Origin of the sequence: Methylobacterium sp. PvP105 (genome assembly GCF_017876975.1) — a bacterium.
GTDB classification, from domain to species: Bacteria; Pseudomonadota; Alphaproteobacteria; order Rhizobiales; family Beijerinckiaceae; genus Methylobacterium; species Methylobacterium radiotolerans.
Genome location: NZ_JAGIPA010000001.1, coordinates 5,843,883 through 5,856,242, shown reverse-complemented (window position 1 = coordinate 5,856,242; position 12,360 = coordinate 5,843,883). Strand labels below are relative to the sequence as shown.

The following is a 12,360-nucleotide window of genomic DNA, read 5'->3' as shown; positions in this document are numbered from 1 at the left end:
TTCTAGTCGCTTCCTCGAAGCGGGTTTTCGCAGCCGGCAGAGACCTTTACGCCCAGGTCGGGGCCCGTCTCTAGACGATCGTATACGGTTGCCGTCCGGCCGTGCCGGGACAATGCGCAATCTTCGTACAGTTGTGCGAAGGCCGGGTGGGGCCCTGCGTCATTTTCGCCACCCGGTCGCGGCCTCAGGCGAAAGTCTTGCGCGGGTCGAAGGCGTCCCGCACCGCCTCGCCGGCGAAGACGAGCAGGCTCAACATCACGGCGATGACCAGGAATCCGGTCAATCCGAGCCAGGGCGCGGTCAGATTGTCCTTGCCCTGCGCGAGAAGCTCTCCGAGGGACGGCGAGCCCGGCGGCAGTCCGAAGCCGAGGAAGTCGAGCGAGGTCAGGGTGGTGATCGAGCCGTTCAGGATGAACGGCAGGAAGGTCAGCGTCGCCACCATGGCATTCGGCAGCAGATGGACCGTCATGATGCGGATGTTCGACAGGCCCAGCGCCCGGGCGGCGCGGACATACTCGAAGTTCCGCGCCCGCAGGAACTCGGCCCGCACCACGCTCACCAGCGCGACCCAGGAGAACAGCAGCATGATCCCGAGCAGGACGAAGAAGCCCGGGGCGATGAAGGCCGAGATGATGATGATCAGGTAGAGGGTCGGGATGCCGCCCCAGACCTCGATGAAGCGCTGGAAGGCGAGATCGACCCAGCCGCCGAAATAGCCCTGCACGGCGCCCGCGACGACGCCGATCACCGACGAGACCGCCGCCAGGATCAGCCCGAACAGGACCGAGATGCGGAAGCCGTAGATCACCCGCGCGAGCACGTCCCGCGTGGTGTTGTCGGTGCCGAGCCAGTGCCAGGGAATGTCCGCGCAGGTGCTGCCGCCGAGCTTCTCGGCGACCGGCTTGCACTGCGCGTCCGTGAGCATCCAGGTGGGCGGCGACGGCGACGGCGTCGGCAGGTCCTCGTTGATCGTGTCGTACGAGAACGGGATCGGCGGCCACAGCGCCCAGCCGTTCGCCGCGATCTCCCGGCGAATCTCGGGGGAGCGGTAGTCGGTCGTGGCGAGGAAGCCGCCGAACTTCTCCTCCGGGTAGTCGACCAGGACCGGGACCAGCCACTCGCCCTTGTAGGACATCACGATCGGGCGGTCGTTGGCGATGAACTCCGCGAACAGGCTGAGCACGAACAGGATCGTGAAGATCACGAACGATCCGTAGCCGAGCCGGTTGCGGCGGAAATTGTCGAGGCGCCGCCGGTTGAGCGGCGAGAGCCGGGCGCGCCGGCCGGCGGCCTCGGGCGGGACCGGGGGCGGCGCCCCCTCGTCCGGCCGCAGGACCAGCGGCTGGGCGCCGGGCATCGGCGCGGGCACGACCTCGCTGTCGCCGGGACGCGTGACCTCGTTCATCCGTGCTGCCTCCCGCGCCGCGCCGCGCGCGCGCCCGCCGCCCCGTGATCCGGGCGGCCCCGCGACCGGCCGGCCGCGGGACGGGGACCGGGGACGCTCAGCCGTCGAGCCGGATCGCGGTGCCGTCGATCTCGGTGGGACGCAGGTTGCCGCTGCGCTCCAGCCAGCGGCGCAGCAGCCGGACGTTGCGGCGGTTGGCCTTGAAGGCGGCGTCGAACAGGTCGCCCGCCACCGGCACCGCGCCGATCAGCCCGTCGAAGGCCACGTTCAGCCCCATCCGGGCCAGCAGCCAGCGTGGCGCCCCGAGGCGCTTCGCCTCGTAGACGATGAAGGACGAGATCACCATGCCGGCCAGGTCGCCGATCACCGGCACGAGGCCGATCAGCGCGTCGAACCCGACCCGACGGTTGATGCCCGGGATGACGAAGGCCGTGTCCATCAGGTGGGCCAGCGTCTCCAGGCGGGCGAGGCTCGCCTCCCGGCCGAGATCCGCCGACAGGAAGGGGGGCCGGGTTCCGGCGCCGGTCCCGCCTCCGGGGAAGGTCTCGGCACGGGCGAAACGCCCGGACTGGGCAGCCTGGGTGAAGTCCATGGTCGGGATCCGTCGGGAAGCCATCGTCCCCAACGATGTGGCCCCCCGTCCGGATCCCCGCAAGGACGGCGCCCGCTCGGCGCGCGCCGCCCGTCGTGGCGTCTCCCATGGCGCCTCCCATGGCGCCTCTCACGCCGCCGCCCCGGGGAGCCCGCGCATGCGGTCGAGCGCCGCATCCAGGGTGGCGTCGTCCTTGGCGAAGCAGAGCCGGACGAGGCCGCGCACGGAGGCGTCCGGGTAGAAGGCGCTCACGGGGATCGCCGCGACGCCGTGACGGGTGACGAGGGCCTCGCAGAAGGCCACGTCGTCGGTGTGGCCCAGCGCGGCGACGTCGACGTTGAGGAACCACGTGGCCTGGGCCGGCAGCACGGTGAAGCCGAGCCCGCGCAGGCCGTCCGCGAGCCGGTCGCGGGACCGGGCGTAGCCGGCCCGCATCGCCTCGAACCACGGGGCCGGCTTGCCCAGCCCGTAGGCCACCGCCTCCTGGAGGTTCGGGGGCGTGGTGAAGGTCAGGAACTGGTGCGCCTTGGCGAGCCCGCGCATCAGCCGGGCCTCGGCCATCACGAAGCCGACCTTCCAGCCGGTGAGCGAGAAGATCTTGCCGGCCGAGCCGATCTTGACGGTCCGCTCCCGCATCCTGGGCAGCGCCATCAGCGGCCTGTGGCGCGCGCCGTCGAACACCACGTGCTCCCAGACCTCGTCGCAGAGGGCGGTCACGTCGAAGCGCTGGCAGTAGCGGGCGAGCAGGTCGAGGTCCTCCGGCGCGAACAGCGTGGCGCTCGGGTTGAGGGGATTGTTCAGCACCACGACCCGGGTCCGCGCCCCAAAGGCCTGCGCCAGCGCGGCCTCGTCGAGGCGGAAGGCCGGGGGCCGCAGCGGCACGATCCGCGGAACGCCGCCCGCCCGCCGGACCAGGGGCAGGTAGGCATCGTACATGGGCGCGAACAGCACGACCTCGTCGCCGGGCTCGATCAGCGCCAGGAGCGCGCCGGCCAGGGCCTCGGTCGCCCCGGAGGTGACCATCACCTCGGTCTCCGGGTCGAGGTCGAGCCCCTGGTGCCGCGCGTAGTGCGCGGCGACCGCCTCGCGCAGGGCCGGCAGGCCCATCATCGGCGGGTACTGGTTCCAGCCGTCCAGGAGCGCCCGCGCGCCCCGCTCTCGGACGTCCGCCGGCCCGGGATCGTCCGGGAAACCCTGGCCGAGATTGATCGCGCCGTGGACCCGCGCGAGCCGCGACATGGTCTCGAACACGGTCGTGGGCAGCGCGTCGAAGACGGGGTTGATGAAGGCGGGCGTCATGCGGCGCCGGGGATCGGGGAGGTCGGCATGGCGGGTCTCGGCATCGCCGGCCCTTAGCATGGCCGCGCAGGGCCGTCGCGCGTCGCGGAATGTGCGCCTTCGCACAGACCCGGTCGCCGAAGCGCGACCGACGGCTGACGAATATTGACATTCATCAGCCGTCTCGTAGGTTCGGGTCACGGCCGGAGCGGCGCACTCGCCGACGGGGCTTCGCCCCCTCGCCCCGTCAGCGGGGTGCCGCTCCGGTCCCCAGAAGGGCCATCGACTTGCGGGTCGGTGGCCCTTTCGGCATGTGCGGCGGCGGCCGCACCGCTCGCCGGCCCCCGGAGACGACGATGCCGCCCTCCTCACGCGCGCTCCTCGGCTGCCTGGTCCTGGCGCTGCTGATCGGCGGTCTCGGGCTAGGCCTGCGCCGCGCCGTGGCCGTCACCCCGGTCGATCCCGCGTTCCGGGCGGTGCTGCGCGCTTATGCTGCACCGGACGCGTCCGGCGGAACCCAGCAACACGAGTGAAACGTCGCCGCCCTAGTGACGGCGCATTGGCCGGGCACCGGTGGAGCGTACCGCGAGGTGCGCGCGCAGCGCGGCCGCGGGCGACCATGTCGCCGCGGTAAGGAGCCGTTCGGGACCCGGACAGCTTTATGGGCTTACGCTCCCGCACACGGGATCGGAGCCGCCGGGTCCCGCGGGATCGGGCGGCTTCAGGACGAGCTTCCGGGACGCGGCGTTCCGGAGGCGGCATGGGGGCTTGGACAGCGAGGGATAGGGTGCCGCCGGTCGCGCTGACGACCGTCCTGTGCTCTAGTCAGGCATGAACGAGAGTTCACCGATCCGGACCGACACGGCCCGCGCCTACCAGCCCGGCGAGGCGCCCGCGCGCGAGGTCCGGACGCGGCGCTTCCGGCCGATCCGCTGGCTCGTGATCCTGGTGCTGCTCGCCGGCGCCGGGGCGATCGGGCACCGCTGGTACGAGGCCCGCACCGACAGGGGTGCCGAGCCCGCGACGGCGCACCGGACCGGCGGCCGCGGCGGCCGGCACGGCGGCTCCGACATGCCGCAGGCGGTGGGTATCGCCAGCGTCACGACCGGCGACATGCCGGTGGTGCTGCAGGGCCTCGGCACCGTGACGCCGCTCGCCACCGTGACGGTGAAGTCGCAGATCAGCGGCTACCTCACGCAGGTGCAGTTCCGGGAGGGCCAGACCGTGAAGGCGGGCGACGAGCTCGCCCGGATCGATGCCCGCCCCTACGAGGCGCTGCTCGCCCAGTATCAGGGCCAGCTCGCCCGCGATCAGGCGCTGCTCCAGAACTCGAAGCTCGACCTGCAGCGCTATCAGACGCTGAACCGGCAGGACTCGATCTCGAAGCAGAACGTCGACACGCAGGCCGCGCTGGTGAAGCAGAACGAGGGCACGGTCGCGGCCGACCAGGCGCTCGTCGACCAGCAGAGGCTCAACATCGCCTACACGCACATCACGTCGCCCGTGGACGGCCGGGTCGGCCTGCGCCAGGTCGACCAGGGCAACTACATCTCGGCCGCCTCCACGGCGATCGTGGTGGTGACCCAGCTCCACCCGATCTCGGTGGTCTTCACCCTGCCGGAGGACGACGTGTCGCGGGTGATGCGGCAGGTGCGGGCGGGCGCGAAGCTCACCGTGCGGGCCTACGACCGCGGCGACGCCCACGAGATCGCCACCGGCCGCCTCGACACGGTCGACAACCAGATCGACACGACCACCGGCACGGTGAAGCTGCGCGCGCTGTTCGACAACGCCGACGAGGAGCTGTTCCCGAACCAGTTCGTCAACGCCAAGCTGACCGTCGACACGGTGCGGGGCGCGACGCTGGTGCCGAATTCCAGCCTGCTCCAGGGCACGCCCGGCACCTACGTCTACCTGATGGACGGGGACAGCAAGGTCACGGTCCGGCCGATCAAGACCGGCGAGACCGACGGCACCACCACCGTGGTGGTCTCCGGCCTCAAGCCGGGCGACCGGGTCGTCACGGACGGCACCGACCGGCTGAAGGACGGCGCGCCGGTGCGGATCACCGAGGGCGCACAGGCGGCTGCGGGTGACGGGAAGGCTGCCGAGAAGGCTGATGGCCGCCCCGGTGCACCGACCGAGGCTGCGGCGGCGGATTCGCAGGGGACAGCGGAGGGCGGTCGTCGGCACCGGCGCCGTCAGGCGCAGTGAGGGGATTGGCCGCGCGCGTGTGCGGCTTCCCCCCCTCTCCCCGCACGCGGGGAGAGGGCTCCGGCGACCTCGTCGTCGCCGGAGCGAGGCGGCAGCCGAAGGTGAGGGGGCTTGGCCGTAAGAGCCTCATCCTGCGGCACCCCCTCACCGCCGCTGCGGTTTCGCCTCCGCTTCCCGCAGGCACGACAAGGTGCCTGCAGGCCTCTCCCCGCCCGTGGGGAGAGGGGAAAAAGGCGGCGCGTCCATGAACCCGTCCCGCCTCTTCATCCTCCGCCCGGTCGCCACGACGCTCTTGATGCTGGCGATCCTGATCGTCGGCGGCGTGTCGTACCTGAACCTGCCGGTCTCGGCGCTGCCGGCGGTCGATTACCCGACGATCCAGGTCCAGACCTTCTATCCCGGCGCCAGCCCGGAGGTGATGACCTCCTCGGTGACGGCGCCGCTGGAGCGGCAGTTCGGCCAGCTCGCCAACCTCAACCAGATGACCTCGCAATCCTCCGCGGGGGCGTCGGTCATCACCCTGCAGTTCAGCCTGGACCTGCCGCTCGACATCGCCGAGCAGCAGGTCCAGGCGGCGATCAACGCCGCCGGCAACCTCCTGCCCTCCGACCTGCCGGCGCCGCCGATCTACGCCAAGGTCAACCCGGCCGACGCGCCGGTGCTGACGCTGGCGCTGACCTCCAAGACCCTGCCGCTCACCCAGGTGCGCGACCTCGCCGAGTCGCGGCTGGCCCAGAAGATCAGCCAGGTGGCGGGCGTCGGCCTCGTGAGCATCTCGGGCGGCCAGCGCCCGGCCGTGCGGGTGCGGTTCAACGCGCGGGCGCTCGCCGCCTACGGGCTCAACATCGACGACCTGCGCACCACCATCACCAACCTCAACGTCAACACGCCGAAGGGCACGATCGACGGGCCGAAGCAGTCCTACGCGATCAATGCCAACGACCAGATCCGCGACCCGAAGGCCTACGACGCGGCGATCATCGCCTACCGCAACGGCGCCCCGGTGATGCTCTCGGAGGTGGCCGACGTGGTCGAGGGGCCGGAGAACACCAAGCTCGGCGCCTGGGCCGACGCGACGCCGGCGGTGATCCTCAACATCCAGCGCCAGCCGGGCGCCAACGTCATCGCGACCGTCGACAAGATCAAGGCGCTGCTGCCCCAGCTCCAGGCGAGCCTGCCGGCCGCCGTGGCGGTGGCGCCGCTCACCGACCGGACCACCACGATCCGCGCCTCCGTGGAGGACGTGCAGTTCGAGCTCGGCCTCGCCATCGCCCTCGTGGTGCTGGTGATCTTCCTGTTCCTGCGCAGCCTGTCGGCGACCCTGATCCCGAGCCTGTCGGTGCCCCTGTCGCTGGTCGGCGCCCTGTCGGTGATGGACCTGTACGGCTTCTCCCTCGACAACCTGTCGCTGATGGCGCTCACCATCGCCACCGGCTTCGTGGTCGACGACGCCATCGTGGTGATCGAGAACATCGCCCGCCACGTGGAGGCCGGCGACTCGCCCCTGGAGGCGGCCCTCAAGGGCTCCCGCGAGATCGGCTTCACCATCATCTCGCTGACCGTCTCGCTGATCGCCGTGCTGATCCCGCTCCTGTTCATGGGCGACGTGGTCGGGCGGCTGTTCCACGAATTCGCCATCACGCTGGCGGCCACGATCGTCATCTCGGCGGTGGTCTCGCTGACGCTGGTGCCGATGCTGTGCGCGCGGCTCCTGAAGCACGTCCCGGAAGCCGGTCACCGCCGCCGCGAGGGCGTCCTCTCCCGCCTCGGCCGGCGCGCCGTCGACGGCACGATCGAGTCCTACGGCCGCTCCCTGCGGGTCGTCCTGAACCACCAGGGCCTGACGCTGCTGGTGGCGCTCGGCACGCTCGGGCTCACGATCTACCTGTTCGCGGTGATCCCGAAGGGCTTCTTCCCCGTGCAGGACACGGGCGTGATCCAGGGCATCACCCAGGCCGACCAGTCGGTCTCCTACGCCGCCATGGCCGAGCGCCAGCAGCGGATGGCCGAGATCGTCCTCAAGGACCCGGACGTGGCGAGCCTGTCCTCGTTCATCGGGGTCGACGGCCAGAACGTCACGCTCAATTCCGGCCGGATGCTGATCAACCTCAAGCCCCGGGAGGAGCGCACCGCGACGGCCAGCGCGATCATCCGGCGGATCTCGGCGGCCGCCGCGAACCAGCCCGGCATGCGGCTCTACATGCAGCCGGTCCAGGACCTGACCATCGACACCGCGGTCTCGGCGACCCAGTACCAGGTGATCCTCGAGAGCCCGAACATCGACGATTTCGAGACCTGGGTGCCGCGCTTCACCGAGGCGCTGGCGAAGTCGCCCGTGGTCACCGACGTGGCGAGCGACCACCAGGGCCAGGGGCTCGCCGCCTACGTGACCATCGACCGGCCCACCGCCGGCCGCTACGGCATCACCCCGGCGACCATCGACAACGCCCTCTACGACGCCTTCGGGCAGCGGATCATCTCGACGATCTTCACCCAGTCCAACCAGTACCGGGTGATCCTGGAAGCCGACCCGAAGCTGCACACGACGCTCCGCAGCCTCGACGCGATCTACCTGCCCTCGTCCACGGCGACCAACGGGCAGGTGCCGCTCTCCGCCGTGGCGCGGATCAGCGAGCGGCGGGCGCCGCTGCTGATCTCGCATCTCGGCCAGTTCCCGGCCACCACCGTGTCGTTCAACCTCGCGCCCGGCGCGGCGCTCGGCCAGGCGGTCGAGGCGATCGACCGGGTCAAGGCCGAGATCGGCCTGCCGCCCTCGTTCCGGGTGGTGCCGCAGGGCTCGGTCTTCGCCTTCCAGTCGGCGCTCGGCAACGAGCTGTTCCTGGTGCTCGCCGCGATCGTCACGGTCTACATCGTGCTGGGCGTGCTCTACGAGAGCTTCATCCACCCGATCACGATCCTCTCGACCCTGCCGTCGGCGGGCATCGGGGCGCTGCTCGGCCTGATGCTGTTCGGGCTGTCGCTCGACATCATCGCGGTGATCGGCATCGTGCTGCTGATCGGCATCGTGAAGAAGAACGCCATCATGATGATCGACTTCGCGCTCCAGGCGGAGCGCGAGGACGGGCTGGAGCCCCGCGAGGCGATCTTCCAGGCCTGCCTCTTACGCTTCCGGCCGATCCTGATGACGACGCTGGCGGCTTTGTTCGCCGCGGTGCCGCTGATCCTGGGCACCGGCGTCGGCTCGGAGCTGCGCCAGCCGCTCGGCATCTGCATCGCGGGCGGCCTGATCGTCAGCCAAGTGCTGACGCTGTTCACGACGCCGGTGATCTACCTGGCGTTCGACCGGCTGGAGCGGCGGATCTCGGGGCGGCGGGGGCCGGATCTGGCGGGCGGCGAGGCGCTGCCGTGAACATCTCCGAGCCGTTCATCCGGCGGCCGGTGGCGACCACGCTGCTCACCATCGGCGTGCTGCTCGCCGGGCTGTTCGCCTTCCTGAAGCTGCCGGTGGCGCCGCTGCCGCAGATCGACTTCCCGGTCATCCTCGTCCAGGCGCAGATGGCCGGCGCCTCGCCCGACACCATGGCCACCACGGTGGCGGCGCCGCTCGAACGGCGGCTCGGCGCCATCGCGGACGTCAACGAGATGACGTCCACGAACTCCCTCGGCTCGACCCGGATCGTGCTGCTGTTCGGCCTGAACCGCGACATCGACGGCGCGGCCCGCGACGTCCAGGCCGCCATCAACGCGGCCCGCGCCGACCTGCCGGCCTCGCTCCGGCAGAACCCGACCTACCGGAAGTTCAACCCCGCCGACACGCCGATCATCATCCTCGGCATGACCTCGGAGACCCTGACCCGCGGCCAGGTCTACGATTCCGCCGCCACCGTGGTGCAGCAGAAGCTGTCGCAGCTGCCGGGCGTCGGCAACGTCGATATCGGCGGCTCGTCCCTGCCGGCCGTGCGGGTCGAGCTCGATCCCACGGCCCTGTTCAACTACGGCATCGGCCTCGAGGGCATCCGCGCCGCGCTCGCCTCGGCCAACGCCAACTCGCCCAAGGGCGAGATCGACGCGGGCGACCGCCGCTACCAGCTCTACGCCAACGACCAGGGCCGCAAGGCCGCCGATTACCGCGACATCATCGTGGCCTACCGCAACGGCGCCGCGGTGAAGCTCACCGATGTCGGGCAGGTGCTCGACGGGGTCGAGGACAAGCGCAACCTCGGCATCGTCAACGGCAAGCCCGGCGTGCTGCTGTTCGTCTACAAGCAGCCCGGCGCCAACGTGGTCGAGACCATCAAGGCCGTGAAGGAGGCCCTGCCGCAGATCACCGCGTCCCTGCCCGGCGGCATCGACATCAAGCTCACCGGCGACCGCAGCGCCACGATCCGCGCCTCGCTCTCGGCCACCGAGGAGACCCTGCTGGTGGCGGTCGGCCTCGTGATCCTGGTGGTGTACGGCTTTCTGCGCTCCTGGCGGGCCACGCTGATCCCGGCGGTCGCCGTGCCGATCTCGATCGTCGGCACCTTCTCGGCGATGTACCTGCTCGGCTACTCGCTCAACATCCTGTCACTCACCGCGCTGATCATCGGCACTGGCTTCGTGGTCGACGACGCCATCGTGGTGCTGGAGAACGTCCAGCGCCACATCGAGGAGGGCAAGCCCCGGCTCCAGGCGGCGCTGATCGGCGCCCGGGAGGTCGGCTTCACGGTGATCTCGATGAGCCTGTCGCTCATCGCGGTGTTCCTGCCGATCCTGCTGATGGGCGGCCTCGTCGGCCGCATCTTCCAGGAATTTTCGGTGACCCTGTCGCTGTCGATCCTGATTTCCTTGGTGCTCTCGCTCACGACCACGCCGATGATGTGTGCCCGGCTGCTCCGGGCCGAGGGGCATGGTCCCAATGGCGAACCGCCGGCCGGCCGCCGGCCGAACCTGCTGATCCGGATCCTGGAGGGCGGCTTCGCCCGGCTGCTCGGCGCCTACGCGCGGACGCTGGAGGTGGCGCTCGCCCATCCGCGCCTCGTCCTGCTGAGCCTGCTCGCCACGGTCGGGCTCAACGTCTACCTCTACATCATCGTCCCGAAGGGCTTCTTCCCCGAGCAGGATACCGGGCAGATGATGGGCGGCATCCAGGCCGACCAGCGCATCTCGTTCCAGTCGATGGAGAAGAAGCTCACGCAGGCGACCGCGATCGTCGGGGCGGATCCGGCGGTCGAGAGCGTCGTCGGCTTCACGGGCGGCCGCGGCACCAACTCGGCCAACGTCTTCGTCGGCCTGAAGCCGCTCAACGAGCGGGCGCCGATCTCGGCCGTGATGGCGCGGCTGCGGCCGAAGCTCGCGCAGGTCGCGGGCGCGCGCCTCTACGTCTTCCCGCGCCAGGACCTGCAGATGGGCGGCCGCCAGAGCTTCGCCCAGTACCAGTACACCCTCCAGGGGGACACCGCCGAGGAGCTGTTCGCCGCCGCCCCGAAGCTGGTCGCGGCCCTGCAGAAGGACCCGACCTTCGCGGACGTGACCTCGGACCAGCAGGAGGGCGGTCTGGAGAGCCGGGTCGTGATCGACCGGGCGACCGCGTTCCGCTACGGCATCACGCCGAACAAGATCGACAACACCCTCTACGACGCCTTCGGGCAGCGCCAGGTCTCGACGATCTACAACCCGCTGAACCAGTACCACGTCGTGATGGAGATCGCGCCGCGCTACCTGGAGACGCCGGAGACGCTCAAGCAGATCTACGTCTCGACCTCGGGCGGCAACGCGCCGGGCTCGGCCACCACCAACGCGGTCGCCGGCACGGTGGCGGCGGGCGGGACCGTCAACACGAACGCGGCGACCGGCACCAGCAGCCCGGGCAGCGGGTCGTCGGCGAGCGCCGCGACCGGTGTCGCCACGGGCTCCGGAGCGGTGGGCGGCTCCGGGAGTTCCGGCGGCTCCGGCGCCGCCGCGGCGGCGGCCGCCTCCGCCAGCACGGCCGACACCGCCTCGAACGCCGCCGCCATCGCGTCCGACTCGGCCCGCAACGCCTCCGCGAACGCCATCGCGGCGAGCAAGGGCGGCGCCTCGTCGAGCGCGCCGGTCTCGGCCGCCAAGGAGACGATGGTGCCGCTCTCGGCCTTCGCGCGGATCGAGCCCGGCAGCGCCCCCGTGCAGGTGAGCCATCAGGGCCTGTTCGTGGCTACCACGATCTCGTTCAACCTCGCCCCGGGCAAGAGCCTGTCGGACGCGACCGCCGCCATCGACCGGGCCATGGCCTACCTGCAGCTGCCCGCCACGATCCACGGCGAGTATGCCGGCGCGGCCAAGAACTACGTCGCCTCCGCGTCGCGCCAGCCGCTGCTGATCCTGGCGGCGATCCTGGCGGTCTACGCGGTGCTGGGGATCCTCTACGAGAGCTTCGTGCACCCTCTGACGATCCTCTCGACCCTGCCGTCGGCCGGCGTCGGCGCGGTGCTGGCCCTGCTGGTGACGGGCACCGACTTCACCATCATCGCGCTGATCGCGGTGTTCCTGCTCATCGGCATTGTGAAGAAGAACGCGATCATGATGATCGACGTGGCGATCGACGCCGAGCGGACCCGGGCGGCGAATCCCGTGGACGCGATCCGGGAGGCCTGTCTCCTGCGCTTCCGGCCGATCATGATGACGACGCTGGCCGCCATGCTGGGTGCCGTGCCGCTGATCCTCGCCAACGGCGAGGGCGCGGAGCTGCGCCGCCCGCTGGGCATCGCCATCGTCGGCGGGCTGATTGTGAGCCAGATCCTGACCCTCTACACCACCCCCGTCGTCTACCTCACCCTCGATCGCCTCCGGCACAGGGTGCTCAACCGGCGTCGGCGCGCCGGGCGGGGCGGAGAAGCGGCGCTGCCGGCCGGAGAGTGATGGTTAAGGTTTCACGTGAAACAGCCGCGGGCCC

Annotated in this window: 7 protein-coding genes; 4 read left to right on the top strand and 3 right to left on the bottom strand. The window is 70.8% G+C overall.

Annotation, left to right across the window (positions count from 1 at the left end; translation table 11 throughout):
• Positions 1 to 184 precede the first annotated feature (184 nt).
• The 3 genes from J3A75_RS28555 to J3A75_RS28545 form a co-directional block, all read right to left on the bottom strand.
• On the bottom strand, positions 185 to 1,405 hold the full coding sequence (locus J3A75_RS28555) for an ABC transporter permease (RefSeq protein WP_024828846.1): 1,221 nt from the start codon (positions 1,403 to 1,405) through the stop codon (positions 185 to 187).
• 97 nt (positions 1,406 to 1,502) lie between these two features.
• Positions 1,503 to 1,997 carry a DUF4112 domain-containing protein gene (locus J3A75_RS28550; protein ID WP_012321242.1) on the bottom strand — a complete coding sequence of 165 codons (495 nt, stop codon included), beginning with the start codon at positions 1,995 to 1,997 and terminating at the stop codon, positions 1,503 to 1,505.
• 129 nt (positions 1,998 to 2,126) lie between these two features.
• Positions 2,127 to 3,296, bottom strand: coding sequence for an aminotransferase (locus J3A75_RS28545; protein ID WP_209650847.1), 1,170 nt, complete (start codon positions 3,294 to 3,296; stop codon positions 2,127 to 2,129).
• A gap of 335 nt (positions 3,297 to 3,631) precedes the next feature.
• Between J3A75_RS28545 and J3A75_RS28540 the strand changes: the two genes are divergently transcribed.
• The 4 genes from J3A75_RS28540 (at position 3,632) to J3A75_RS28525 (ending at position 12,326) form a co-directional block, all read left to right on the top strand.
• Positions 3,632 to 3,808: a hypothetical protein gene (locus J3A75_RS28540; protein WP_164891353.1), complete on the top strand. Its 177-nt coding sequence runs from the start codon at positions 3,632 to 3,634 to the stop codon at positions 3,806 to 3,808.
• 298 nt (positions 3,809 to 4,106) lie between these two features.
• Positions 4,107 to 5,489 carry an MdtA/MuxA family multidrug efflux RND transporter periplasmic adaptor subunit gene (locus J3A75_RS28535; RefSeq protein WP_012321239.1) on the top strand — a complete coding sequence of 461 codons (1,383 nt, stop codon included), beginning with the start codon at positions 4,107 to 4,109 and terminating at the stop codon, positions 5,487 to 5,489.
• 244 nt (positions 5,490 to 5,733) lie between these two features.
• A complete protein-coding gene (locus tag J3A75_RS28530) occupies positions 5,734 to 8,859 on the top strand; it encodes an MdtB/MuxB family multidrug efflux RND transporter permease subunit (RefSeq protein ID WP_071000136.1) in 3,126 nt (1,041 codons plus the stop codon).
• Entirely contained in the window at positions 8,856 to 12,326 is a 3,471-nt protein-coding gene (locus J3A75_RS28525; RefSeq protein ID WP_071000135.1) for an efflux RND transporter permease subunit, read from the top strand. Before J3A75_RS28530 ends, J3A75_RS28525 begins: the two co-directional genes overlap by 4 nt.
• Positions 12,327 to 12,360: the final 34 nt, after the last annotated feature.

Excerpts from the sequence above, each read along its gene's own strand:
- J3A75_RS28530 (WP_071000136.1), top strand. The coding sequence starts at position 5,734 with ATGAACCCGTCCCGCCTCTTCATCCTCCGCCCGGTCGCCACGACGCTC.
- J3A75_RS28550 (WP_012321242.1), bottom strand. The coding sequence starts at position 1,997 with ATGGACTTCACCCAGGCTGCCCAGTCCGGGCGTTTCGCCCGTGCCGAG.
- J3A75_RS28535 (WP_012321239.1), top strand. The coding sequence starts at position 4,107 with ATGAACGAGAGTTCACCGATCCGGACCGACACGGCCCGCGCCTACCAG.
- J3A75_RS28545 (WP_209650847.1), bottom strand. The coding sequence starts at position 3,296 with ATGACGCCCGCCTTCATCAACCCCGTCTTCGACGCGCTGCCCACGACC.
- J3A75_RS28555 (WP_024828846.1), bottom strand. The coding sequence starts at position 1,405 with ATGAACGAGGTCACGCGTCCCGGCGACAGCGAGGTCGTGCCCGCGCCG.
- J3A75_RS28540 (WP_164891353.1), top strand. The coding sequence starts at position 3,632 with ATGCCGCCCTCCTCACGCGCGCTCCTCGGCTGCCTGGTCCTGGCGCTG.